Source organism: Sphingomonas canadensis, from assembly GCF_026013525.1.
Taxonomy (GTDB): Bacteria; Pseudomonadota; Alphaproteobacteria; order Sphingomonadales; family Sphingomonadaceae; genus Sphingomonas; species Sphingomonas canadensis.
In genome coordinates, this window is the sequence record NZ_JAPDRA010000005.1 from 1 (window position 1) to 22,712 (window position 22,712).

Consider the following 22,712-nt stretch of genomic DNA (forward strand, 5'->3'; position numbering starts at 1 on the left):
CAGCGGCCGAAGCCGCTCAAACTGTGCCTCACTCAACCAAAACTCGCTCAAATCCACGCTCCTGCTGTCGCGGAGCTTGAATCACACCTCAGCCGCCAAGGGAACCCCGTTTATGGGTCCTGACCCTACGGCGGGCGGCGCTGGTGGATGATCTGCCCATATCGCGGGAACCGCGTGGGAAAGCTCTATCTGCCGAATTGGGGTGATAGGTTCGCTGGCCGTAGCGCTTGGCGGCTGGGCTATCATTCACAACGTATCGATGCCTGCGACCGGCCGTTCGAGGCGATGTATCGCCTACAGCGCAAGCTCGGCGGCGAGATCGGGTGGGATATGGGGCTGGCTCGAAAGCCGCGCGGCATGTGGCGGCGCACCTATACAAGTTTATGGGATCGCTATGAGGCGTTGGCCGAGGAGTGTGACCGGGCGTTTTTGACGCGGTTTGGCCGCCTGTTCTGACGGCTAACCTCGTTCAGCTTCTCGCAGATAGGTCACCAATGTCCTATATGCCCCGTGGACTGGGTGGGTCCCGTCGATTGTGAGGGCTCCATCCCTGTAGGTCCACTCGCCGAAGTCCGCGCTGTAGTCCCCGGGCACCGCACGTGGGCTGAAGGTGACCGTGTCTAAAGAGACCTGCGATCGGTCGGCCGCGTCCACGCTGAGACGCACTTCAGCCTCGCCGATGCGCGTGCGGCCCTTCGCTTCGAATAATACTCGGGCCTCTATCCACCCGCGATTCACGCGCGCTGCCATCCCTTGAGATTGGCAGAACCGGAAGAATTCATGAAGGGCGCGCCGGTTTGGGTTCACGATAGTAACGCTAGCCCTCAAACCCAGCCGCCGCAAACTCAGGTTTCGAATCGCAAAACGATTTGCACGACGAACCGGCGCTTGAGTTAGGTGCGTTCCTGGCGATTGCCAAAAGCTCTTCGAAGGGTGTCGGCAGCGGCTAAACTCAAACGGGTGAATTTCGCGTCGGTGGGTGCCCCGTGGTTACACTGACCCGCCTGTTGTAGAGCATCCTCGACCGTTTTCACGGGTTTATATAATGACATCAATAACTAAGAATGGTGGACGCACTAGGGCTCGAACCTAGGACCCGCTGATTAAGAGTCAGCTGCTCTACCAACTGAGCTATGCGTCCACGATCGCGAAGGTTGGGCTATCCGGGGATGGCCCGCCGCGTTGGAGGGGCGCGGTTAGCATCGATTCCGGGGAATGCAAACCCCAAAATGCAGCGGCGCGAAAAAGCGTCTCGTCTGGGCCTTACCAGCGGGTGATGCGGCGGTTCTGGCGGTCGATCGACATCAGGATGCCGATGCAGATCAGCACCGTCATCTGCGCCGTGCCGCCGAAGCTGATCAGGGGCAGGGGGATGCCCACCACCGGCGCCAGGCCCATCACCATCGCCATGTTGATCGCGACGTAGAAGAAGATCGTCGTCGAAAGCCCCGCCGCGGCCAGGCGCGCGAAGCGGCTCTGCGCGCGCACGCCCACGCCGATGCCCCAGCGGATCAGCATCAGATAGGCGATGATGACGAACAGGCCGCCCATCAGCCCCCATTCCTCCATCATCGTCGCCAGCGCGAAATCGGTGTGGCCTTCGGGCAGATAGTCGAGGTGGCTCTGCGTGCCGTTCAGGAAGCCCTTGCCGAAAATCCCGCCCGATCCGATCGCGATCTTCGACTGGCTGATGTGATAGCCGGTGCCCAGCGGGTCCGCCTCCGGATTGAGGAAGGTGAGCACGCGGTTGCGCTGATAATCGTGCAGCACGAAGTTCACGATCAGCGGCACCGCCACCGCGATCGCCAGCGCGCCGCCGATGAACAGGCGCAGCGGTACGCCGGCCAGGAACATCACGGTGATCCCGCCCGCGACGATCATCAGCGCGGTGCCCAGATCCGGCTGGAGCATCACCAGCGCCGCGGGCACGCCGATCATCACCGCCGCCGGCCATATCGCCGCGAAGCGCCGTATCTCGCCCGCCGGCAGCACCTCATAGAAACGCGCCAACGCCAGCACGATCGCCGGTTTCATCAGTTCCGACGGTTGGAGGCGGATGATGCCCAAATCCAGCCATCGCTGGCTGCCGCCCGCCACCGCGCCCAGCAGCTCCACGCCGATCAGCATCACCAGGATGGCGACATAGCCGGGCAGCGCGCCCATCGCCCAGAAGCTCTCCGGAATGCGCGAGAGCACGATGGCCATGGCCAGGAACGCGAAGAAGCGGATGCCCTGGGGCATCGCCCATTTGCGGATATCGCCGCTGGCGGCCGAATAGAGCACGAGCAGCCCGAACACGCCGATCGCCACCACCAGCAGGATGATCCGCCAGGGAAGCTGCGCGATGGGGCTGGGGACAAGGCCGGGACCCAGCGTGTTGTTCACTCGCTCGGCTCCCCGCGGCTGCCGGTCTCGGCCACGTCGCCGCCCGCGGTGGCGGTTGCGTTCGCGGCCTCGGACGCGGCGACGTTGCTTGCGGCGGCCTCCGCATCCTCGGGAACGGGGGGCGGGGGCGCGGCCTGGGTGGCGCGGAAATCGGCGGCCTGCTTGGCGGCGCGCGTCTTGTAGTCGCCGCCCCAGGTGGGCTCCAGCGCCGCCAGCGCGGCGATCGCCTTCTCGCGATCGAACAGATAGGTCATGATGTCCTTGGCGGTGGGCGCCACGTCGGTGATGGCGTTCACGTGGCCGTGGTGCTCCAGCACGATGGACATGGCGTAGCGCGGGTTATCCGCGGGCGCGAAGCACACGAACAGCGTGTGATCGCGCAGCTTGAACGGAAGCTGGTTGTTGCTCAGCACGCCGCGCGCGCGCTCCGCCGCGGTGATCGCGCGCACCTGGGCCGTGCCGGTCTTGCCCGCCATCTCCACGCCCGGGATATCCAGCCGCGCGCGCCCGGCGGTGCCGCCGCCGTTCACCACGGCCCACATCGTCTCGCGCACCTTCTGGATATGCTCCGGATCGATGCCGAGCGAGGGCGCCGGATTGTGCGGGCCGTCGAGCAGCAGCCGGGGCACGATCGCGCGGCCCTGGGCCATGCGCGCGGTCATCACGGCGAGCTGCATCGGATTGACCAGCACATAGCCCTGGCCGATCGATGCGTTCACCGAATCGGCGACGGTCCATTTCTGCTTGTATTTCTTCAGCTTCCACGCGCTGTCGGGCACGGTGCCGAAGCTCTGGCTGGCATAGGGCAGGTCGTATCGCGCGCCCAGGCCCATCTGGCGCACCGTCTTGGCGAAGGTGTCATAGCCCAGGTCGCGCGCCATCGAATAGAAATAGACGTCGCAGCTCTGCGCCACCGCGCGCGTCATGTCGACGGCGCCGTGGCCGCCGCGCTTGTGGCAGTGGAAGTTGCGGTTGCCCACGCGCAGCGATCCGCCGCAATGCACCGTCTGGCTGGGCGAGATGCCGTTCTGGAGCAGCGCCAGCGCGTGCATGGGCTTCACGGTCGATCCGGGGGGATAGAGGCCCTGCAGCACCTTGTTCATCAGCGGGACGTGATCGTCCTCGCTCAGCATCTTCCATTCGCTCTGGCTGATGCCGTCGGAAAAGCTGTTGGGATCATAGGCCGGCATCGAAACCATGGCGAGCACGTCGCCGTTGATGCAATCGAGCACCACCACCGAGCCGGAATTGTCGGCCAGCCGCCGCGCGACATATTCCTGCAGCCCGGCGTCGATGGTGAGCTTCACCGTCTCGCCCGGGCGGTCGGCGCGGGTCTCCAGCTCGCGCACCACCTTGCCGCGCGCGGTCACCTCCACGCGCTTGGCGCCGGGTACCCCGCGCAGCCGGTCTTCCAGCGTCTTCTCCACGCCGTCCTTGCCCAGCTTGAAGCCGGGGGCGATCAGCAGCGGATCCTTGTCGCGCTGATACTGCGCCTGGGATGCGACGCCGACATAGCCGAGCAGATGGCCCACGCCCGCGCCCAGCGGATAATAGCGCGCGAAGCCCTGGGTCGGCGAAACGCCGGGCATGTCGGGCAGGCGCACGCTGACGGCGGCGTAGCGCTCCCAATCCAGGTTCTCGACCACCGGGATCGGCTGGAACCCGCGCGACCGCTTCAGATCGGTCTCCAGCCGCGCGACCTCTTCAGGCGTCAGCGCCAGCACGTCGCGGAGCTGGCCGACCAGCTTCGCCTTGTCCTCGATGCGATCAGGGATAAGGTCGACGCGAAAGGCGGTGCGGTTGATCGCCAGCGGCTTGCCGTTGCGATCGACGATCCAGCCGCGCCGCGGCGGCGTGAGCGACAGGTTGATGCGGTTGCTCTCGGCCAGCAGCCGGTATCGCTCGTTCTCGAACACAGACAGATAGGCCATGCGCCCCGCGAGCACGAGGCCCACCGCGCCCTGGATGCCGCCCAGCATCATCGCCCGGCGGGAGAAGCTGTAGCTTTGTGCGGCCTCGGTTATGCGCATCGTGGCTTCAGTTCCGTTTCACGTCGCTGTCCAGCCGGGCGCACAGCCGCGTGGCCAGCGGGAACAGCGCGGCGCTGGCGACGATCTGGATCAGCAGCGCCGTATCGACATGCGCGCTGAGCGGCGCCGCCACCAGCCTGCCCGCGATCAGGCAGAATCCGATCGCCCCCGCCGCAATCGCCCAATCCTGCCAGAAATCGCGCCACACCAGCCGCGTGTCTAGCACGTCGATGGCCAGGAAGCACAGCGTCCAAAACAGCATCGCGCTGCCCAGCGGCTGGCCGCTCACCAGATCGTCGAGCAGGCCGAGCGGGACGGGCGCCCACACCTTCATCGCGTCCGCGCGGTGCATGCGCCAGCCGAGCAGCATCAGCAGCCCGAACGGCGGCAGGAAGGTGAAGGTCGCGATCACCGGCAGGATGGTGACCAGCGATCCGATCACGACCGAGAGCGGCGCAAGCCAGCGGGCACGGGGCAACCGTTCGGATCCGCCGAGCGGCACGAACTCCGGAGGGCTCACTTGGGCGCGGCCTTTGGTGCCTCGCCGCCGGGGGCGGGGTGCTCGGGGGGCGGTTCGTCAAGGAACGGCTTCAGCACCAGCGCGAAATCGAGCGCGTCGGGATTGGCGGCCGGCACGGCCTCCGCGGTGTCGCGCGCATCCTTGGCGATCACCGCCACCGGGATGTTGGGCGGGAACAGCCCGCCCGTGCCGGAGGTGACGAACACGTCGCCCGATTTGAAGCCCACGCCGGTGAGGCTGGCGGAATGGACGTCGAGCTTGCCGTCGCCGCGCCCCTTGGCCAGCGCGGGCAGACCGTCGCGCGTGCGGCGCACCGGCACGCTCGATTCGGAATCGACGATCAGCAGCACGCGCGAGGTGTTCAGGCTGGTTTCGATCACGCGGCCGATCAGCCCGTCGGCCTCGCGCACCGGCATGCCGCGCGCGACGTTCTGGAGCGACCCGGCGTTCAGCACGGCATAGCGGCGCGTGCTGGTGGGCGTGCTGCTCACCAGCCGGGCCGCGACCACCGCGTCGGCGCTCTCGCGCTTCAGCCCCAGGAGCTGGCGCAGGCGCCGGTTTTCCTGGTTCAGCGTGCGCGCGCGATCGACCAGCGTGCGATTGGTCTCGATCTCCTTGCGGAGCCGCTCGTTCTCGCCCTGGACGTTGAAATGTTCGGATACGGCACCCGGAATGCCCGCGAAGCCGCGCTCGACCCAGGCGAGCGCGGTGGAAACAGGCGTGGTCAGCTCTGCGAAGAACCCGCGCACCATCGCATAGGCGGGCGGGTTGAACGTCGAAAGCAGCAGCAGGACGGCGCCGACCAGCGCACCGCCGATCGCACCCACATACCCCAGGAACAGCCCGTACTGCGCCCGCCGCGAAAACCCCGGGCGCCGGTTTCTCGGCGGCGCCATCTTACCCCTCTATCCCCGCTCAGACCTGGATCAGGACGCCGCGGAACACCGGATCTTCTAGCGCACGACCGGTGCCGAGCGCCACGCATGTCAGCGGGTCCTCAGCCACGGTCACGGGCAATCCCGTCTCATCCCGAAGCACTTCGTCGATGCCCTGGAGCAGCGCGCCGCCGCCGGTGAGCACGATGCCCTGGTCGACGATGTCGGCGGCCAGCTCCGGCGCGGTGTTCTCCAGCGCGATGCGCACGCCCTCCACGATCGTTCCCACGGGCTCGCTCAGCGCTTCGGCGATCTGGCCCTGGTTGATCTGGATTTCCTTGGGCACGCCGTTGACGAGGTCGCGGCCCTTGATGTGGATCGTCTGGCCGATGCCGTCCGCAGGCGGCTTGGCGACGCCGACTTCCTGCTTGATCCGCTCGGCGGTGGCTTCGCCGATCAGCAGGTTGTGGTTGCGGCGGACATAGGAAACGATCGCCTCGTCCATCTTGTCGCCGCCCACGCGGACCGAGGTGGAATAGGCCAGGCCGCGCAGCGACAGAACGGCGACCTCGGTGGTGCCGCCGCCGATATCGACGACCATGCTGCCGATCGGCTCGGTCACCGGCATGTCGGCGCCGATCGCGGCGGCCATCGGCTCCTCGATCAGGAAGACCTGGCTGGCGCCGGCGTTCGACGCGGCGTCGCGGATCGCGCGGCGCTCGACCGAGGTGGAGCCCGAAGGCACGCAGATCACGATCTGGGGCCAGCGCATGAAGCGGCGCTGGCCATGCACCTTCTGGATGAAGTGCTTGATCATCTGTTCGGCCACGTCGATGTCGGCGATCACGCCGTCGCGCAGCGGGCGAATCGCCTCGATCGTGCCGGGCGTCTTGCCCATCATCAGCTTGGCGTCGTCGCCGACCGCCTTCACCTTGCGCACGCCGTTCATGGTCTCGACCGCCACGACCGAAGGCTCGTTGAGCACCACGCCGCGCCCGCGCAGGTAGACCACCGTGTTCGCGGTGCCGAGATCGATCGCCATGTCATGGGACATGAATTTGAAAAAGCGGGAGAAAACCATCAAAAAGATCCGTCCTGCCGCGCTCGCCCTGGCTGCCGCGGCTGTTCGCACATAGTTTTTCCGGAACCCTCCGGAGCGGAGATTCTCCGGTCTCGGATACAAGCTAATGCGGGTCGCGGGATGCCGCCGCTTGGGCTAGACGGACAGCCATGTCAATACGCCGTCTGCCAGAGCATCTTGTCAACCGGATTGCGGCTGGCGAAGTGGTCGAGCGCCCTGCCAGCGCGCTGAAGGAACTGGTGGAAAACGCCATCGACGCGGGCGCCACGCGCATCGCGATCCGGCTGGCCGCCGGCGGCACCGGAATGATCGAGGTGATCGACGACGGATGCGGCATGACGCCCGCCGAAATGGCGCTCTCGCTGGAGCGCCACGCCACCTCGAAGCTGCCCGAGAGTCTTTGGGAGCAGGGGGCGATCGAGGCGGTCACCACGCTGGGCTTCCGCGGCGAGGCGCTGCCCTCGATCGCCAGCGTCGCGCGGCTGACGCTGGAGAGCCGCGTGCGCGGTGCCGACGGCTGGTCGCTGACCGTCGACAATGGCGAGCGGGTGGCGGAGGGGCCGGCCGCGCTGCCCCCGGGCACGCGCGTCCGCGTGGAGGCTCTGTTCGGTCGCGTGCCCGCGCGGCGCAAGTTCCTGCGTTCCGATCGCGCCGAATATGCCGCCTGCCTCGATGTGGTGAAGCGGCTGGCGATGGCCCGGCCCGACATCGCCTTCAGCCTGGAGCATGACGGCCGCCGCGCGATGCAGGTGCAGGGTGGCGAATCTCAGCCCGAGCGTGTGGCCGCGCTCACCGATCGCGCGCTGCACGAGAACAGCGTGGCCGTGGACCTGGACCGCGAGGGCGTCCGGCTGGGCGGCGTCGCCGGGTTGCCGACGTTCAACCGCGGCGTGGCGGACCATCAGTATCTGTTCGTCAACGGCCGCCCGGTGAAGGACCGGCTGCTCGCCGGCGCGGTGCGCGGCGCCTATGCCGAGATGCTGGCGCGCGACCGGCATCCGGTGGTGGCGCTGTTCCTGGAGGTTCCGGCCGATCAGGTGGACGTCAACGTCCATCCCGCCAAGACCGAGGTGCGCTTCCGCGATCCGGCCATGGTGCGCGGGCTGATCGTCAGCGGCCTCAGGCGCGCGCTGGACGCGGCCGGGCACCGCAGCGCCCAGCGGCCGGCGGAGGCCGCGCTGGGGATGTGGCAGCCGGGCTCGCTTGCAGGCCCCTCCGCTTCAGGGGAGGGGCTTGAGCCCGTCTATGCGGGCGCCGGCACGGCTGAGCTTTATATGCCCCGTCCCAATCCCTCCCCTGAAGGGGCGGGGCTCGGATATGTCCACGATCGCCGGCCCGGCTTCATCGCGCCGCCCCAGGCCCGTGCCGAGCCCGCGCACGCGCCGGTTCCGGAGACGATCAGCTATCCGCTGGGCGTGGCGCGCGGGCAGGTGGCGCGCACCTATATCGTCGCGGAGGCGGAGGACGGGCTGGTGCTGGTGGACCAGCATGCCGCGCATGAGCGCCTGGTGCTCGAACGCATGCGCCGCGCGATGGCCAGCGGCGGCGTGGCGAGCCAGGCGCTGCTGCTGCCCGAGGTGGTGGAGCTGGACGAGCCCGGCTGCGACCGGCTGGAGGCGCGCGCGCCCGAGCTGGCCGAGCTGGGGCTGGAGCTGGAGCGGTTCGGCCCGCGCGCGATGCTGGTGCGCGCCACCCCGGCGATGCTGGGGCAGGGCGACGTCCGCGGCCTGGTCACCGATCTGGCGGACGAACTCGCCAGCTTCGACGAGGCGTTGAGCCTGAAGGAGAAGCTGGACCATGTCGCCGCGACCATGGCGTGTCACGGATCGGTCCGCGCGGGACGCATCCTCTCCGTCGCGGAGATGAACGCGCTGCTCCGCGAGATGGAGGTCACCCCGCATTCGGGCCAGTGCAACCACGGCCGGCCGACCTGGGTGAAGCTCGCCCATGGCGATATCGAGAAGCTGTTCGGGCGGAAATAGCGCCCGCTATTCCCCGGCGGGCGCCCTGAACGCCCGGCCTTCGCTGGTGGATACCGACAGCGGGCCGCGCGGCCGGGAGGGGAACAGCGACTGGATCTTGCCGAGCAGCACGTCCTTCTCCGCGGCGGTGCGCGGGTGGACGCACAGCGTCACCTCGCCCTCGCGGCCCCAGGGGTGGCGATCATAGGGCACGCCGGTCAGCAGCCGTTCGACCGCGTCGTGGGTCTCGCGGTCGATGCCCATCGCATAGCTGGCGAAGGTTACCGTCAGCGGGCAATCCTGCGGCACCTGATCGGGCGCCGGGACCGGCTTCACGGGCGGGGTGGCCGCGGTGCAGGCGGTGAGCAGCGCGGCGGCGATCGCGGCGGCAAGGACGGGCAGGGGGCGCATGAAGTCTCCTTTGATGGCCTGCGTGCCACCCCGCGCCTGAACGGCAAGTTGCCAGCCCCGCATGCGGCATCGCCAAAAAGGTTAACGCGCGCTGCAACCGGCGGGCGCGGCGATCGTTATCACCGGTGCAGAGCAACGGATGAGGAGTGCCCGAGATGCGCACGATAGCCCCGCTGGTCTTCGCGCTGATCCCGCTGGTGGCGGTGTTGGGGGCGTGTATCGCCTGCCCGTGACCGGCGTTATCCCGCGGCGGCGCATTCCGTGACCGCGGCGGCCAGGGCAGGCCCCTCCGGCACGTCGAAATCCTCAAGCAGGTCCACGCCCGCGATGCGCAGCGCGATCTGCTTCGCCCTGCCCAGGCTGGGGAGGAAGTCCGCGCCGATTTCCGTCACCAGATAGGAATTGGCGGTTTCGGTGGTCACCGCGGCGAAGCTGGTGTCGGTCCAGCTCGCCCAATTGTCCCACGATATCTGGCCGGGCTTGGTCGCGCCGTCCTTCAATATCCAGCGGTCGTCGCGGATGATCAGCATGCCGTCGCCCGCGGCATCGGCGGTGACGTTGATCAGCAGATGGCCGAAGCGCGCTTCCGCCTGGCAGCTTTCCGCATCGAGCCGGCCGACCAGCCAGTTGCCCACCGGAATCGGCTCCGGCGAATCCTGGGCAGCGAGCAGAAGCAGGGTGGCGAGGAGCATGGGCGGGCCTTCGTTGGCTATGGGCGGGGTGCGCGGATCGGGGGCGTTTCTATCCGTTCGTTCCGGGCCTGTCGAACGGGGTGTCGCGGCGGGCATCGCTTCGAATGGGGCGGAACCGGCTCCCGGCCAGCGCCGGGGAATCGCGGGGACTGTTCGGGCTGCCCGCCCGGCGCGCGCGCGCAAAAAGGGCCGCCGGATCGCTCCGGCGGCCCTTTTTCGTTTCGCGAAAGCGCGCGGGGATCAGCCCTGCGCTTCGTCCTCGGCCGCGGGGGCCTCGACGGCGATCTCGCCGGGCTCGGCGTTGGGATCGTAATCCTCGGTGAAGCCCGCCTCGTCCTTCTCGAACATCGCGGCCATCACGTCGACGCCCTGCGCCTGCATGTCCGCCTCTTCCGGCGAACGGGCGACGTTGACCTTGACGGTCACCGACACCTCAGGGTGCAGCGCGACGCGCACTTCGAACAGGCCGATCGCCTTGATCGGCTTGTCGAGCACGACCTGGCTCTTGGTGACCTTGTGGCCGTCGGCGGCGAGCGCGTCGACCAGATCGCGCACCGCGACCGATCCATAGAGCTGGCCGGTGTTCGAAGCCTGGCGGATCAGTGTGACCGACACGCCGTCGAGGGTCTTCGATTCCTTCTCGGCCTCGCCGCGCTTGGCGGCGTTCTCGGCCACGATGCGCTCGCGGTTCGCCTCGAACACCTTGCGGTTCGCCTCGTTGGCGCGCAGCGCCTTCTTGCGCGGCAGCAGGTAGTTGCGGGCGAACCCGTCCTTCACCTTCACCACGTCGCCGATGTGGCCGAGCTTCTCGACCCGCTCGAGCAGAATGACTTCCATGCTCTGCGCTCCTTACTTAACGATGTAGGGCAGCAGGCCCAGATGGCGCGCGCGCTTGATGGCCTGGGCCAGCTCGCGCTGCTTCTTGGCGCTCACCGAGGTGATGCGCGACGGGACGATCTTGCCGCGTTCGGACACGAAGCCCTGCAGCAGACGAACGTCCTTGTAATCGATCTTCGGCGCGTCCTTCGCGGAGAAGGGGCAGCTCTTGCGGCGGCGGAAAAAGGGTCGTGCCATGTTGCTTTCTCCTTAGCCCTCGAAGCTCGAACCGGCGTCGTCGCGGTCGCGGCGGCGGCCGCGCTCACGCTCGCCCTTGCGCATCATCACCGACGGACCGGCCTCAAGCGCGTCGACCTTGACGGTCATGTAGCGGATGACGTCCTCGTTGATCTGCGTCTGGCGCTCCAGCTCGGCGACCACGCCCGCGGGCGCATCGATCTCGAGCATGACGTAATGCGCCTTGCGGTTCTTCGCGATGCGGTAGGCGAGGCTGCGAAGACCCCAGGTCTCGGTCTTGACGACCTTGCCGGCGTTGTCCTCGATGATCTTGGTGGCGGTTTCCGCCAGTGCGTCCACCTGCGCCTGTGCCAGATCCTGGCGCGCAAGGAACACATGCTCGTAAAGCGGCATGCGTACTCTTTCGTGTTGGCCGATCGCTGACGCCGCACCATGCGGACGCCCCTCCGGCTGTCGTCCCAAAATGAAACAGCGTTTGGGCGGACCCATACGCCGAAGCGCGGGCCCTTAGCGGCTCAGGTGCCGCTTGGCAAGGCTGAGGGCCGCCCGGGCGCGGCGCTATTTGGCGGGAGCGGGCGCCGGGCCGGCGATCGGCGCGGTGGAGCGCGACAGCCAGCCCTTGTCGTCGTCCAGCGTGGGCGGGCGGAATTCGATCGGCGGGTGGATGCCCTCGCACTCGCGGCCTTCCCACTGCACGCACTGGACCTCGCCGTTCAGGATCACGCCGCGCACCGCCCCGGTGCCGCCGTTCCAGCGCTCATAGGTCGCCTCGATGTCCCAGGGCTTGCCGTCCTTGCGCTTGTTGTTGCGGCCGGGAACCTGGGTGGGCGACGAAAGCCGCTGCGGATCGATGCCGCGGAAGTAGCGGGAGTAGGAATCGAGCTCCACCGCGGCGCGGAACCGCTCCTCCGGCGTGCCCCAGCCCAGCCGCGAGCGGAGCCATTCGATGCGCCCCTCGCGCCGCTCCGCCTCCTCGATCAGCTTGGAAATCCGGCCCGTGTCGCGGATGTACATGCCCACGGTGCCGAACTTGACGTCCGATTGCTTCGGCGTGCCGTTCACGCTGATGATCTGGCCCAGGAACTCGCGCTTGTCGCACGCGCTGGCGCGCCACAGCGTTCCGTCCGCCTCGAACAGCTCGCACCCGGCCTCGGTACGGCGGCCGACCAGCGTGCCGCTGCTCAGCCCGTTGGGGCCGATGAAGCCGTCGACGCTGATGTAGAAACCGGTCACATGCACGCCGTCGAAGGTGAGGACCACCTTCACGCCGCCGCCCACTGTCTGTTCATAGCAGCGATGATCGCGATAGGGGCAGTTCTGCGGCTGGAACCGCTGATCGCGCGACGCGAGCACGGTCGTCTTGCCGGTGTAGTTGCCGAAATAGGCCACCTGCCCTTCGAAGTCGGGGTCCAGCTTGCCGTCGTCGGGAGTCTGGGCGGCGGCGGCCAGCGGGAACATCAACAGGGCAAGCAACGCGATCAGGCCGGACCGGACCATGGCGGGATTCCTCCAGTGCATCGGCGTTAACCATAATCTCAACCGCCGATGAATCGAAGCGGAGAATCGTTTCCGGTCCGCAACGCGCCGGGCGGCGGGATATTCTCCCGCCGCCCGTCCTCTTTCCGCCCCCGGCGGGGATCAGTTGAAGATGCTGGCGAACACCGCGGCGATGATGCCGGAGGTGACGCCGACCAGCACCGCGTCGTTGCCCGACTGGACATAGCGATAGCCCTTCGGCGGGGCCTTCAGCCGGCCGTGGAACTGACGGTAATCGACCTGGCGATAGTTGCGGGCATAGCGGGAATCGAAGCGCTCGCCTTTCTTCCAGTTGCGGTACGGCGACGGGGCGGGCTTCACCGCCCTCTTCGGCGCCGCCACCTTCTGCTTCACTATCACCGTGCCGTTGGGCTTCTGCTTGACCAACGTCTGGGTCTGGGTCTGCGCCTTCGGTCCCGGCTGGGGCGCGGCGAGCGCGGGGGTGGCGACCAGCGAAGCGGCGACCGCCGCGAGAATGAACTTCTTCATGACTTGCCTCCTCAGTGTGACGCCATGCGGTGGCGTTGAGGACGGTATCGGCCGCGGCTGTCGCAATGCTGTGCCCGGAAAGCCGCGAAATGGTCGCAACCTGTCACCGCCGCGCGGGTTTCGTTCAGCTTCGCGCGCCTTGACCGCGATGCCGACACGATCCTAGGCGCTGTCGCCTTGATTTCAGGGAGAATGAAGTTGCGGGCATTCGTGTTTCCCGGACAGGGCAGCCAGTCGGTGGGCATGGGCGCGGCGCTGGCCGCCACCAGCCCCGCCGCGCGCGAGGTGTTCCAGGAGGTCGACGATGCGCTCGGCCAGAAGCTGTCGAAGCTGATGGCGGAAGGCCCCGAGGACGAGCTGACGCTCACCGCCAACGCCCAGCCGGCGATCATGGCCAACGCCATCGCCGTGCTGCGCGTGCTGGAGAAGGAGGGCGGCATCCGCCTGGCCGACAAGGCCGATTTCGTCGCGGGCCACAGCCTGGGGGAATATAGCGCGCTATGCGCATCGGGCGCGTTCAGCCTGGCGCAGACCGCCACGCTGCTGCGCGCGCGCGGGCTGGCGATGCAGGCGGCGGTGCCGGTGGGCGTCGGCGCGATGGCGGCGCTGCTGGGCGCGGACATCGCCAAGGCGGAGGCGCTGTGCGCCGCGGCGGCCGAGGGCGAGGTGTGCGAGATCGCCAACGACAATGATCCGTCGCAGGTCGTGATCTCCGGCCATCGCGGCGCGATCGAGCGTGCGGCGGCGCTGGTGAAGGATTTCCAGATCAAGCGCGGCGTGCTGCTGCCGGTGTCGGCGCCGTTCCACTGCTCGCTGATGCAGCCCGCAGCCGACGAAATGAGCGCGATCCTGGCCGGGACGGCGGTGGACGGGCTGATGGTGCCGCTTTACGCCAACGTCACCGCGGCGCCGGTGACGCAGAGCGCGGACGCGAAGCTGCTGCTGGTCGATCAGATCACCGGCCGGGTGCGCTGGCGCGAATCGGTGGCGGCGATGTTCGATGCGGGCGTGCATGATTTCGTGGAGCTGGGCGGCAAGGTCCTCGGCCCGATGATCAAGCGCTCCGCCCCCGACGCCGCTGCCGTGAGCGTGATCACGATGGACGACATAGAGGCGCTGGCTAAGGGGCTTTGATTTTTCCGTTCGCCTAGGGGGCGGCTGAGATGAAGGGTTCACGCGGAGGGCTGGCACATGGCGGATATCAAATTCGGCGGCGAGACGCCTCGGGCGGGCGTGCGGCGCGTCGAGAACGACGATAAACCCACCGCGTCTCCGCGCTCCGTGTGAACCGATAGAAATCAACAAAGGAACGAAGCAGATGTTCGATCTCACTGGCATGACCGCCCTGGTAACCGGCGCTTCGGGGGGTATTGGGTCGGCGATCGCGCGGGGCCTGGCGGCGCAGGGGGCGCGGCTGGCGATCTCCGGGTCCAATCCGGAGAAGCTGGAGGCGTTCCGCGCCGATCTGGGCGGCGATCATGTCGCGCTGGTGTGCGACCTCTCCGATCCGGAGCAGGTCGACGCGCTCGTCCCGCGCGCGTTCGAGGCGCTGGGCAAGATCGACATCCTGGTCAACAACGCCGGCGTCACCCGCGACAACCTGGTCATGCGGATGAAGGACGAGGAGTGGGACCAGGTGATCCGCGTCAACCTGGAGGCCGCGTTCCGCCTGGTGCGCGCCGCCGCCAAGCCGATGATGAAGGCGCGCTTCGGCCGCGTCATCTCGATCACCTCGGTGGTGGGTGCCACCGGCAATCCGGGCCAGGCCAATTATGCTGCGTCCAAGGGCGGAATCACCGCGATGACCAAGGCGCTGGCGCAGGAGCTGGCAAGCCGCAACATCACGGTGAACTGCGTCGCCCCCGGCTTCATCCGATCGGCGATGACCGATGTGCTGCCCGACGCGCAGAAGCAGGCGCTGCTCGGCCGCATCCCGGCCGGCGACCTGGGCAGCGGCGAGGATATCGCCGCCGCCGTGGTCTATCTGGCGTCGAAGGAGGCCGGGTACGTCACCGGCCAGACGATCCACGTCAACGGCGGCATGGCGATGCTCTGAACGGATCTCGCCCCGCCGCATGCCGGCGGGGCCGGATATCCTCAGCGGGCGTTTCTGGTGACGTAGTAAACCCAGTCGCCGACGGTCAGGAGACGTTCGGCCTGATCGTCGGGAATCGCGATGTTGAATGCCTCCTCGACGGCCATCGTGATTTCGACCATGTCCAGGCTGTCGGCGCCAAGATCGTTCATCAGCGAGGCCTGATTGTGGACCTCCTTCTCGTCGACGCCGAGCTGCGCCACGATCAGTTCGATCAGCTTGCGCTTGATGTCGCCCTCGGCCGGGGCGGTCTGCGGGGCGGCCTGAACGGCCTGGCTGGCGGGCAGAGTGAGGGCGGCGCCGAGCGCCACGGCCGATACAAGCTTCCCGATATTCTTGCGCATTCGATACTCCTTACCCGAAACGCAGGCGGGTCTGCCCGCAATCCGGCGCGAAGGGAACTGTACGAATGTCGCAGCCGTGCCTGACCGCCCTTGCGCGAGCGGGCGGGCCGCCCCATTTCTGTCGCCGCCCCGTTTCCGGCCGCGGAGTTGCCGTCATGCGCAAGTTGCTGATCCTGCTCGCCTTTGCCTCCGCCCCGGCGCCCGCGATGGCGGCGGACCTGGCCACGCTCGGCTGTGTGGCGGAGAAGCTTCCGCTGCTGGCGAAGGCCCAGCTCGAGATCGACGTCGAGCGCAATATGCGGGAATCGGGCAAGCGCCCCACCTATGACGCCAAGCTGATGGCCGCGATCAAGGCCGCGACCGAAGCGTGCGCCGCGCAGCACAAATGGGCGCCGGAGGCGTTGCAGCCCGCTGCGCTCTACACCCGCGCCAAGCTGAGCATGAACGTCGCCGAGCGCGTCGCGGGCGAGCATGGCTTCGATGCCGCGACGCTGGAGACGATCTGGGTGGCGCTGCCCGAGGAGCGGCGCGACAAGCCGCTCGACGTCGCCGCCTATCGCCAGCTCGCCGATGCCGCGGTGCCCGAGGGCGATGACCGCCGTACCGCTGTGAACGGCGAATTCCTGAGCGAATTCTTCCAGTTGCTGAGCGTCCAGCAATATTCCAGCGTCGAGTTCGCGCATGCCGGAGAGGCTGCGGCGGGCGAGGATGCCCCGGCCGCTGCCGAGGCGCCCACGGCCCCCGCCGCGGAGGCGCCCGATGCGCCTGCGGCCGCCGCGATGCCGCCCGAATCCGCACCCGAGGCCGATGTCCCGCAGGACGCGGTGCTCAAACTCCCCGAAGCCGGCGCCGCGCCGGAAGTGCCCGAAGCGGATACTGCCATTCCGGAGGAGGCCGGCCCGCCCGCCCCGGGCAGGCGCTGAACGCTCGGCTTGCCCCCTCTTGTCAGCGCAGCGCACCCGCTTTAGGTGCGTGAACGAAACCGGACATCCCAGTCAGAGAAGGAAAACAGGGACCATGAGCACCGCCGACCGCGTCAAGTCGATCGTTGTGGACCACCTCGGCGTCGAAGCGGACGAGGTAAAGCCTGAGGCGAGCTTCATCGACGATCTGGGCGCAGACAGCCTCGACATCGTCGAGCTGGTGATGGCTTTCGAGGAGGAATTCGGGGTCGAGATCCCGGACGACGCCGCCGAGAAGATCCAGACCGTTGGCGATGCGATCGCCTATATTGATCAGCACCAGGGCGCCTGATCTGCGTCTGTGCCGCGGTCGCGCCTATGGGGCGGCAGCGAGTTTTGGCGGCTTCCCGTCCCGTGCGTTGCGCGAGGGGCGGGGAGCCGTTTCGTTTCCGGGCCGTTTGCGTAGTGCCGGAAACAACCATCGTTGAGATTGACGGAGAGATAGGATGCGCCGCGTAGTCGTGACCGGCCTCGGCCTCGTCACCCCGCTGGGTGCCGATGTCGAAACGGCCTGGAAGAACATCATCGCCGCGAAATCGGGCGCCGGAACCATCACCCGGTTCGACGCGACCGATTTCCAGAGCAACTATGCCTGCGAGGTGAAGCCGGCCGATCACCAATACGGCTTCGACGCCTCCAAGCGCGTCGATCACAAGATCCAGCGCCAGGTTGACCCCTTCATCGTCTATGGCATCGATGCCGCGGGCCAGGCGATCGAGGACGCGGGCCTTACCGACATGAGCGAGGAGGAGCGGCTGCGCGCCGGCTGTTCGATCGGTTCGGGCATCGGCGGCCTGCCGGGCATCGAGAGCGAATCGCTCGTGCTGGCCGAAAAGGGGCCGAAGCGCGTCTCCCCCCATTTCGTCCACGGCCGCCTGATCAACCTGATCTCGGGCCAGGTTTCGATCAAATACGGGCTGATGGGGCCGAATCATGCGGTGGTCACCGCCTGCTCCACCGGCGCGCATTCGATCGGCGACGCCGCGCGGATGATCGTGGACGGCGACGCGGACGTGATGCTGGCGGGCGGCGCGGAGGCCGCGATCTGCCCGATCGGCATCGCCGGATTCGGCCAGGCGCGCGCGCTTTCCACCGCCTTCCGCGACGAGCCGTGGCGCGCCAGCCGCCCCTATGACAAGGATCGCGACGGCTTCGTCATGGGCGAGGGCGCGGGCGTGGTGGTGCTCGAGGAATATGAGCACGCCAAGAAGCGCGGCGCCACGATCTATGCCGAGGTGGTGGGATACGGCCTGTCGGGCGACGCCTATCACGTCACCGCGCCGCATCCGGAAGGATCGGGCGCGTTCCGTTCGATGCAGATGGCGATGCGCAAGTCTGGCCTCAGCCTTGCGGACATCGACTATATCAACGCCCATGGCACCTCGACCCCGCTGGGCGACGAGCTGGAGCTGGGCGCGGTCCGCCGGCTGTTCGGCGATGCGATCGGCGGGCTCTCGATGAGCTCGACCAAGTCCGCCATCGGCCACCTGCTGGGCGGCGCGGGCGCGGTGGAGAGCATTTTCTGCATCCTGGCGCTGCGCGACCAGATCGTGCCGCCGACGCTGAACCTCGATAACCCGAGCGAGAGCTGTGAGGGCGTGGACCTGGTCCCGCACAAGGCCAAGGAGCGCAAGGTGAAGGCGGTGCTGAACAACTCGTTCGGCTTCGGCGGCACCAACGCCAGCCTGGTGATGAAGGCTGTCTGACGACGGCCCTCTGCCGGTCCTGGAGCCGGTTCCCGCGCCGCCGCCGCGCAAGCGCAAGGGGCGGGCGATCGGCTGTTTCCTGCTGATCCTGCTGCTGCTGGTCGCGGCGGCGGGGTTCACCGCGCTCCAGCTATGGGCGCGGCCTGGGCCGGCGAACGCCAACGTCACCGTCGTCATCCCGGAAGGCGCGAGCCTGTATCGCGCCGCCAACGAGCTGGAGAAGGCGGGCGCGATCCGCTCGGCGCGCGAATTCGCGCTGCTCGCGCGGCTGTTCGGCGGTGGGGGACAGGTGAAGGCGGGCGAATTCCGCCTGCTCGCGCACCAGAGCCAGTCGGACATCTTCCAGGACCTGCTGGGCGGCAGGACGCTGCAGCTCAAGTTCACCGTGCCCGAGGGGCGTTCCGCGGTGCAGGTCTATGAGGCGCTGATGAAGGCCGAGGGCCTGACCGGCAGCATCGACGTGCCCGCGGAGGGCAGCGTGATGCCCGACACCTATGCCTATACGCGCGGCGATTCGCGCGCCGCCGTGCTGGCGCGGATGCAGAAGGCGATGGCGGATTACCTCCAGGCCGCCTGGGCGCGGCGCAAGCCGGGCATCGCGGTGAACACGCCCGAAGAGGCGGTGATCCTGGCCGCGATCGTGGAGAAGGAGACCGGCAAGCCCGAGGAGCGGCGGATGGTGGCCGGCGTCTATTCCAACCGGTTGAAGCGCGGGATGATGCTCCAGGCCGATCCGACGGTGATCTACCCGGTGACCAAGGGCAAGCCGCTGGGCCGCCGCATCCTGCGTTCGGAGCTGGACGCGGTGAACGATTACAACACCTATACGATGACCGGCCTGCCCAAGGGGCCGATTGCCAACCCCGGCCGCGCCTCGATCGACGCGGTGCTCGATCCGGCGCCGACCAGCGCGATCTATTTCGTCGCGGACGGCAGCGGCGGCCATGTGTTCGCCGACACGCTGGAACAGCACAACGCCAATGTGGAGAAATGGCGCGCGCTCCGCCGCGAGCGGGGGGAGATGTAGCGTTTCCGGTTCCGGGCGAACGGCGGTTTTGGAGTCCGCCCTGTTCAGGCTGCACCAGCCCGCACCCGCACCCGCACCCGCACCCGGCCACCCAATGGCAGTGTATTCTATATCGGCCCCGGCGTGCGCCGGGCCTCCGCCGAATCCGCTGCGGGATCGGTGAAGATGCTGCCGCCGCCCAGCGCGATCATAACGCTAACGCAGGGCGCTCCCGCTTTGGGGCATGGTATCGGGGTTCTTGTCACGCGAAGGCGCGAAGGCGCGAGGAAGTTTCTTGGTTCACGTGCAGGCGCGGAGAGGGATTTGCCGCGATAGCCGCCCTCTACTGCCAGCGCCGCTGCGCACGGGCACGTGAATAGGCGCCTTCGGCGCAAGCAAGCGAAGCATCTCCGCGCCCTTCGTGCCTTCGCGTGAATCAAAAAAATGCCTCGCCGCAGCCCGCTGCGGGGAGGGCGTGCGCAACCCTCCCCGTGTGCCTCAAAGCCGGATCACCGCCCCAGCAGCACCTCCGCCACCTGCACGGCGTTGAGCGCGGCGCCCTTGCGCAGGTTGTCGCCGACGACGAACAGCGCCAGCCCGTTCTCCACGCCCGGATCGCGGCGCACGCGGCCGACGAACACGGGGTCCTGGCCCGTCGCCTCCAGCGGGTTGGGGACGTCGCTCACCACCACGCCGGGCGCCTTGCCCAGCAGCGCCAGCGCCGCCTCCGGCGAGAGCGGGCGTTCGAATTCGGCGTTGATCGACAGCGAATGGCCGGTGAACACGGGGATGCGCACGCAGGTGCCCGACACCGCCAGCCCGGGCAGCTCCAGGATCTTGCGGCTCTCGTCGCGCAGCTTCAGCTCCTCCTCGGTATAGCCCTCCTCGCCCAGCACATAGTTGAGCGGCACCGCATTGTACGCGATCGGCACCGCCCATTTGCGGACCGGCGGCAGCGCCGAGGTGTCGTTGCTGCGCGCGAAATCCTCGCACGCCGCGATGCCGCCGCGAAGCTGCCCGGCCAGCACCTCGATCCCCTCGATCCCGCCGCCCGAGACGGCCTGGTAGGTGCTGACCACCAGCCGCTTGAGCCCCGCCGCCGCGTGCAGCGGCTTGAGCACCGGCATCGCCGCCATGGTGGTGCAATTGGGGTTGGCGATGATGCCTTTGGGCAGGTTTTCCATCGCGTGCGGGTTCACCTCGGCCACCACCAGCGGCACTTCGGGATCGGAGCGCCAGGCGGAGCTGTTGTCGATCACGATCGCGCCTGCCGCCGCCACCTTGGGCGCCAGTGCCCTGGACGTGCTGCCGCCGGCGGAGAAGAAAACCACGTCGAGGCCGGAATAATCGGCGGTGGCGGCGTCCTCCACGGTCACGCCGTCCACCACGCTGCCGGCCGAGCGGGCGGAGGCGAACAGGCGGAGCTGGCCCACCGGGAAGTTCCGCTCGGCCAGCAGCGCGCGCATCATCGATCCGACCAGGCCGGTTGCGCCGACGATGCCGACATTGGGACGGGCGGGAAGCTGGGGCAGGGGCACGTGGGTATCTCCTCGGTTGGGTGCCGAGGCGCGGGGGGCTTGCCGGTTCCGGTTGGCTGCCCCGCGCTTCGGCGGGGCTTCGCTCAGGTGCTCGCTCGGATCAGTCCGCGCACACCATCGCCGCCCCGCTTGCACGGGTCGGTTTGGTGGTAATCGTGATCGGCGCGATGCTCATTGCGGGGGCGCCTTTAGGGGCGGCGGAGACGGGTGTAAAGACCGTTTGCGACCGGAAGTTACCCGGGGGTGGGGCGCGGCGTGATTTTGTTTCGCGCGAAGGCGCGACGACGCCACGCAGTTTTTTGCTTCATGCGAGGCGCCGGAGCGTCTCGAACGCCCGGATCCGCTTTGGCGGCGGGGAGATTCCTGCCGCCTTCGCGTGCTTCAACGGATCACCGGCCCAGCGCCGAAGCCTCGCGTGCCAGCGTTTCCACCTCGGCCATGCTCGCGCCCTTGGGCGTCACCCAGCTTCCGCCGACGCACAGGATCGGATCGAACGCCAGCCATTCGGGCGCCGTTGCGGCGGAGATGCCGCCGGTGGGGCAGAATTTGCATTGGTAGAAGGGCGCGGCCAGCGCCTTCAGCGCCTTCAGCCCGCCCGAGGTTTCGGCCGGGAAGAATTTGAAATGCTCCAGCCCCAGGTCGAGCCCGCGCATGATATCGCCCGCGGTCGCCACGCCGGGCAGGAAGGGCACGCCGCTGCCGGTGATCGCGCTGCCCAGCCGGTCCGTGAGGCCCGGGGAGACGATGAACTCGGCATCGGCCTTCATCACCAGCTCGAACTGATCGGTGCTCACCACCGTGCCTGCGCCCACGATCGCGCCGGGCACCTGCTTCATCTCGCGGATCGCCTCGATCGCGGCGGGGGTGCGCAGCGTCACTTCCAGCACCCTGAGGCCGCCCTTCACCAGCGCTTCGGCCAGCGGGCGGGCGGTGGCGGCATCCTCGATCACGAGCACCGGGATCACCGGGCTGGTACGCATGATCGCTTCGATGGGTTTCAACGGGCGTGCTCCTGGGCGAATGCGGCGGCGGCGCCGTATAGCCCGGGTTCGGCATAGGTCACCAGCTTTACCGGCACCGACGCCATCAGATTGCGGAAGCGCCCCTTGGCGATGAAGCGCTCGCCGAAGCCCGAATGGACCAGGTGATCGCGCAGGCGGAAGCCCAGCCCGCCCGCGATCACCACGCCGCTCGGCCCGTGCGCCAGCGCCAGGTCTCCCGCCACTGCGCCCAGGCTCATGCAGAACCGGTCGAGCGCGGCCACGGCCAGGCCGTCCTCGCCCGCCAGCGCCATCTGCCAGATCGCGCGATCGTCCAGCCGGTGGACGGGCTTGCCCTCGATCTCCGCCAGCGTCTCATAGATCGCCACGATGCCCGGCCCGGCGACCACGCGCTCGGCCGAGACGCGGGTGAAATCCTTGCGCAGCCGCTGCACCAGCCGGTCCTCGATCGCGTCGAGCGGGGCGAAATCGATATGCCCGCCCTCGGTCGCGATCACATGATAGCCGCCGTCGTGGCGGAACACCTGCGCCACGCCCAGCCCGGTGCCGGGGCCGCAGACGGTGATCGCGCCCTGATCGGGCAGGTTGCCCTCCGGGCCGCAGACATGGACGAAGGCCTCCGGCCCAAGCTGGGCCACGGCATGGCCGATCGCGGCGAAATCGTTGACCACGGTCCAGGCACCGGCGCCCAGCCGTTCGGGAATGAGCTGGGGCCGGATGATCCAGGGGTTGTTGGTGAGCTTGATCAGTTCGCCGTTCACCGGCGATGCGACCGCGATCGCGGCGGCGGAGGGCAGGGGGCGGCCGATCGATTCGCCGAACGCCTGCCAGGCGAGTTGCAGGCTGGCGTGATCCGCCACCTTCTGCTTCATCGCGGCGCTGATCGATGTGACGCGGCCGTCCGCCACGGTTGCGATCGCGAAGCGTGCCCAGGTCCCGCCGATATCGACCGCGACGACTTCCATGCCCATCCCCTCACGCACCGCTTTATCGCGTTTGGACGTCA

At 68.1% G+C, this 22,712-nt stretch carries 24 protein-coding genes and 1 tRNA gene; 8 read left to right on the top strand and 17 right to left on the bottom strand.

The window, feature by feature from the left end:
* The first annotated feature begins 174 nt into the window (after positions 1 to 174).
* Positions 175 to 456: a hypothetical protein gene (locus OM513_RS11400; RefSeq protein ID WP_264944406.1), complete on the top strand. Its 282-nt coding sequence runs from the start codon at positions 175 to 177 to the stop codon at positions 454 to 456.
* A 609-nt stretch (positions 457 to 1,065) separates the two neighbouring features.
* On the opposite strand, the gene OM513_RS11405 is transcribed toward OM513_RS11400, so the two are convergent.
* The 6 genes from OM513_RS11405 to OM513_RS11430 all read right to left on the bottom strand — a co-directional run bounded on the left by OM513_RS11405 (position 1,066) and on the right by OM513_RS11430 (position 6,891).
* A tRNA-Lys gene (locus OM513_RS11405) sits at positions 1,066 to 1,141 on the bottom strand.
* Positions 1,142 to 1,263: 122 nt separating this feature from the next.
* Positions 1,264 to 2,385 (bottom strand): rod shape-determining protein RodA, encoded by a 1,122-nt coding sequence (gene rodA, locus OM513_RS11410; protein WP_264944407.1) that lies wholly within the window; start codon positions 2,383 to 2,385, stop codon positions 1,264 to 1,266.
* Complete coding sequence (gene mrdA, locus OM513_RS11415) at positions 2,382 to 4,415, bottom strand: penicillin-binding protein 2 (protein ID WP_264944408.1); 2,034 nt, start codon at positions 4,413 to 4,415, stop codon at positions 2,382 to 2,384. Before mrdA ends, rodA begins: the two co-directional genes overlap by 4 nt.
* A gap of 7 nt (positions 4,416 to 4,422) precedes the next feature.
* Positions 4,423 to 4,857 carry a rod shape-determining protein MreD gene (gene mreD, locus OM513_RS11420; protein WP_406701369.1) on the bottom strand — a complete coding sequence of 145 codons (435 nt, stop codon included), beginning with the start codon at positions 4,855 to 4,857 and terminating at the stop codon, positions 4,423 to 4,425.
* A 74-nt stretch (positions 4,858 to 4,931) separates the two neighbouring features.
* Positions 4,932 to 5,831 (bottom strand): rod shape-determining protein MreC, encoded by a 900-nt coding sequence (gene mreC / locus OM513_RS11425; protein ID WP_264944409.1) that lies wholly within the window; start codon positions 5,829 to 5,831, stop codon positions 4,932 to 4,934.
* A 19-nt stretch (positions 5,832 to 5,850) separates the two neighbouring features.
* Complete coding sequence (locus OM513_RS11430; protein ID WP_264944410.1) at positions 5,851 to 6,891, bottom strand: rod shape-determining protein; 1,041 nt, start codon at positions 6,889 to 6,891, stop codon at positions 5,851 to 5,853.
* Positions 6,892 to 7,040: 149 nt separating this feature from the next.
* Here OM513_RS11430 and mutL point away from each other — a divergent pair, with 149 nt between their 5' ends.
* The gene (gene mutL / locus OM513_RS11435) at positions 7,041 to 8,873 is read left to right on the top strand and encodes a DNA mismatch repair endonuclease MutL (RefSeq protein WP_264944411.1); all 1,833 of its coding nucleotides are present in this window, start codon (positions 7,041 to 7,043) and stop codon (positions 8,871 to 8,873) included.
* 6 nt (positions 8,874 to 8,879) lie between these two features.
* Here mutL and OM513_RS11440 read toward each other — a convergent pair whose 3' ends face one another.
* From OM513_RS11440 to OM513_RS11470, 7 genes are all read right to left on the bottom strand, one after another.
* The gene (locus OM513_RS11440; protein WP_264944413.1) at positions 8,880 to 9,263 is read right to left on the bottom strand and encodes a hypothetical protein; all 384 of its coding nucleotides are present in this window, start codon (positions 9,261 to 9,263) and stop codon (positions 8,880 to 8,882) included.
* Positions 9,264 to 9,502: 239 nt separating this feature from the next.
* Positions 9,503 to 9,955: a hypothetical protein gene (locus tag OM513_RS11445; protein WP_264944414.1), complete on the bottom strand. Its 453-nt coding sequence runs from the start codon at positions 9,953 to 9,955 to the stop codon at positions 9,503 to 9,505.
* Between the two features lie 240 nt (positions 9,956 to 10,195).
* Positions 10,196 to 10,792, bottom strand: a complete 597-nt coding sequence (gene rplI / locus OM513_RS11450) for a 50S ribosomal protein L9 (RefSeq protein ID WP_264944415.1) — start codon at positions 10,790 to 10,792, stop codon at positions 10,196 to 10,198.
* A gap of 12 nt (positions 10,793 to 10,804) precedes the next feature.
* Positions 10,805 to 11,029 carry a 30S ribosomal protein S18 gene (gene rpsR, locus OM513_RS11455; protein ID WP_188055160.1) on the bottom strand — a complete coding sequence of 75 codons (225 nt, stop codon included), beginning with the start codon at positions 11,027 to 11,029 and terminating at the stop codon, positions 10,805 to 10,807.
* A gap of 12 nt (positions 11,030 to 11,041) precedes the next feature.
* Positions 11,042 to 11,422: a 30S ribosomal protein S6 gene (gene rpsF / locus OM513_RS11460; protein ID WP_264944417.1), complete on the bottom strand. Its 381-nt coding sequence runs from the start codon at positions 11,420 to 11,422 to the stop codon at positions 11,042 to 11,044.
* 165 nt (positions 11,423 to 11,587) lie between these two features.
* Positions 11,588 to 12,526, bottom strand: coding sequence for a hypothetical protein (locus OM513_RS11465; protein ID WP_264944419.1), 939 nt, complete (start codon positions 12,524 to 12,526; stop codon positions 11,588 to 11,590).
* Between the two features lie 141 nt (positions 12,527 to 12,667).
* Positions 12,668 to 13,054 (bottom strand): RcnB family protein, encoded by a 387-nt coding sequence (locus OM513_RS11470; RefSeq protein ID WP_264944421.1) that lies wholly within the window; start codon positions 13,052 to 13,054, stop codon positions 12,668 to 12,670.
* 198 nt (positions 13,055 to 13,252) lie between these two features.
* Between OM513_RS11470 and fabD the strand changes: the two genes are divergently transcribed.
* Both fabD and fabG read left to right on the top strand, forming a co-directional pair.
* A complete protein-coding gene (gene fabD, locus OM513_RS11475; RefSeq protein WP_264944754.1) occupies positions 13,253 to 14,188 on the top strand; it encodes an ACP S-malonyltransferase in 936 nt (311 codons plus the stop codon).
* Positions 14,189 to 14,372: 184 nt separating this feature from the next.
* Positions 14,373 to 15,110: a 3-oxoacyl-[acyl-carrier-protein] reductase gene (gene fabG / locus OM513_RS11480; protein WP_264944422.1), complete on the top strand. Its 738-nt coding sequence runs from the start codon at positions 14,373 to 14,375 to the stop codon at positions 15,108 to 15,110.
* A 41-nt stretch (positions 15,111 to 15,151) separates the two neighbouring features.
* On the opposite strand, the gene OM513_RS11485 is transcribed toward fabG, so the two are convergent.
* Positions 15,152 to 15,493 (bottom strand): acyl carrier protein, encoded by a 342-nt coding sequence (locus tag OM513_RS11485; protein WP_319951612.1) that lies wholly within the window; start codon positions 15,491 to 15,493, stop codon positions 15,152 to 15,154.
* Positions 15,494 to 15,648: 155 nt separating this feature from the next.
* On the opposite strand from OM513_RS11485, the gene OM513_RS11490 reads away from it, so the two are divergent.
* The 4 genes from OM513_RS11490 to mltG all read left to right on the top strand — a co-directional run bounded on the left by OM513_RS11490 (position 15,649) and on the right by mltG (position 19,188).
* On the top strand, positions 15,649 to 16,416 hold the full coding sequence (locus tag OM513_RS11490) for a hypothetical protein (protein ID WP_264944423.1): 768 nt from the start codon (positions 15,649 to 15,651) through the stop codon (positions 16,414 to 16,416).
* Positions 16,417 to 16,510: 94 nt separating this feature from the next.
* Positions 16,511 to 16,747 (top strand): acyl carrier protein, encoded by a 237-nt coding sequence (locus OM513_RS11495; protein ID WP_264944424.1) that lies wholly within the window; start codon positions 16,511 to 16,513, stop codon positions 16,745 to 16,747.
* A 154-nt stretch (positions 16,748 to 16,901) separates the two neighbouring features.
* Positions 16,902 to 18,161 (top strand): beta-ketoacyl-ACP synthase II, encoded by a 1,260-nt coding sequence (fabF, locus tag OM513_RS11500; RefSeq protein WP_264944426.1) that lies wholly within the window; start codon positions 16,902 to 16,904, stop codon positions 18,159 to 18,161.
* A gap of 19 nt (positions 18,162 to 18,180) precedes the next feature.
* Entirely contained in the window at positions 18,181 to 19,188 is a 1,008-nt protein-coding gene (mltG, locus tag OM513_RS11505) for an endolytic transglycosylase MltG (RefSeq protein ID WP_380916334.1), read from the top strand.
* Between the two features lie 488 nt (positions 19,189 to 19,676).
* Here the strand turns inward: mltG and OM513_RS11510 are convergent, their stop codons facing one another.
* The 3 genes from OM513_RS11510 to glk all read right to left on the bottom strand — a co-directional run bounded on the left by OM513_RS11510 (position 19,677) and on the right by glk (position 22,671).
* Complete coding sequence (locus OM513_RS11510) at positions 19,677 to 20,705, bottom strand: aspartate-semialdehyde dehydrogenase (protein WP_264944427.1); 1,029 nt, start codon at positions 20,703 to 20,705, stop codon at positions 19,677 to 19,679.
* 389 nt (positions 20,706 to 21,094) lie between these two features.
* Entirely contained in the window at positions 21,095 to 21,685 is a 591-nt protein-coding gene (eda, locus tag OM513_RS11515; protein WP_264944759.1) for a bifunctional 4-hydroxy-2-oxoglutarate aldolase/2-dehydro-3-deoxy-phosphogluconate aldolase, read from the bottom strand.
* 17 nt (positions 21,686 to 21,702) lie between these two features.
* Positions 21,703 to 22,671 carry a glucokinase gene (glk, locus tag OM513_RS11520; protein ID WP_264944429.1) on the bottom strand — a complete coding sequence of 323 codons (969 nt, stop codon included), beginning with the start codon at positions 22,669 to 22,671 and terminating at the stop codon, positions 21,703 to 21,705.
* Positions 22,672 to 22,712 lie beyond the last annotated feature (41 nt).

Excerpts from the sequence above, each read along its gene's own strand:
- OM513_RS11465 (WP_264944419.1), bottom strand. The coding sequence starts at position 12,526 with ATGGTCCGGTCCGGCCTGATCGCGTTGCTTGCCCTGTTGATGTTCCCG.
- OM513_RS11485 (WP_319951612.1), bottom strand. The coding sequence starts at position 15,493 with ATGCGCAAGAATATCGGGAAGCTTGTATCGGCCGTGGCGCTCGGCGCC.
- OM513_RS11430 (WP_264944410.1), bottom strand. The coding sequence starts at position 6,891 with ATGGTTTTCTCCCGCTTTTTCAAATTCATGTCCCATGACATGGCGATC.
- rpsR (WP_188055160.1), bottom strand. The coding sequence starts at position 11,029 with ATGGCACGACCCTTTTTCCGCCGCCGCAAGAGCTGCCCCTTCTCCGCG.
- mrdA (WP_264944408.1), bottom strand. The coding sequence starts at position 4,415 with ATGCGCATAACCGAGGCCGCACAAAGCTACAGCTTCTCCCGCCGGGCG.
- OM513_RS11445 (WP_264944414.1), bottom strand. The coding sequence starts at position 9,955 with ATGCTCCTCGCCACCCTGCTTCTGCTCGCTGCCCAGGATTCGCCGGAG.
- fabF (WP_264944426.1), top strand. The coding sequence starts at position 16,902 with ATGCGCCGCGTAGTCGTGACCGGCCTCGGCCTCGTCACCCCGCTGGGT.
- mreC (WP_264944409.1), bottom strand. The coding sequence starts at position 5,831 with ATGGCGCCGCCGAGAAACCGGCGCCCGGGGTTTTCGCGGCGGGCGCAG.
- OM513_RS11490 (WP_264944423.1), top strand. The coding sequence starts at position 15,649 with ATGCGCAAGTTGCTGATCCTGCTCGCCTTTGCCTCCGCCCCGGCGCCC.
- fabG (WP_264944422.1), top strand. The coding sequence starts at position 14,373 with ATGTTCGATCTCACTGGCATGACCGCCCTGGTAACCGGCGCTTCGGGG.
- OM513_RS11470 (WP_264944421.1), bottom strand. The coding sequence starts at position 13,054 with ATGAAGAAGTTCATTCTCGCGGCGGTCGCCGCTTCGCTGGTCGCCACC.
- glk (WP_264944429.1), bottom strand. The coding sequence starts at position 22,671 with ATGGAAGTCGTCGCGGTCGATATCGGCGGGACCTGGGCACGCTTCGCG.
- OM513_RS11440 (WP_264944413.1), bottom strand. The coding sequence starts at position 9,263 with ATGCGCCCCCTGCCCGTCCTTGCCGCCGCGATCGCCGCCGCGCTGCTC.
- eda (WP_264944759.1), bottom strand. The coding sequence starts at position 21,685 with ATGCGTACCAGCCCGGTGATCCCGGTGCTCGTGATCGAGGATGCCGCC.
- rpsF (WP_264944417.1), bottom strand. The coding sequence starts at position 11,422 with ATGCCGCTTTACGAGCATGTGTTCCTTGCGCGCCAGGATCTGGCACAG.
- mutL (WP_264944411.1), top strand. The coding sequence starts at position 7,041 with ATGTCAATACGCCGTCTGCCAGAGCATCTTGTCAACCGGATTGCGGCT.
- OM513_RS11495 (WP_264944424.1), top strand. The coding sequence starts at position 16,511 with ATGAGCACCGCCGACCGCGTCAAGTCGATCGTTGTGGACCACCTCGGC.
- rplI (WP_264944415.1), bottom strand. The coding sequence starts at position 10,792 with ATGGAAGTCATTCTGCTCGAGCGGGTCGAGAAGCTCGGCCACATCGGC.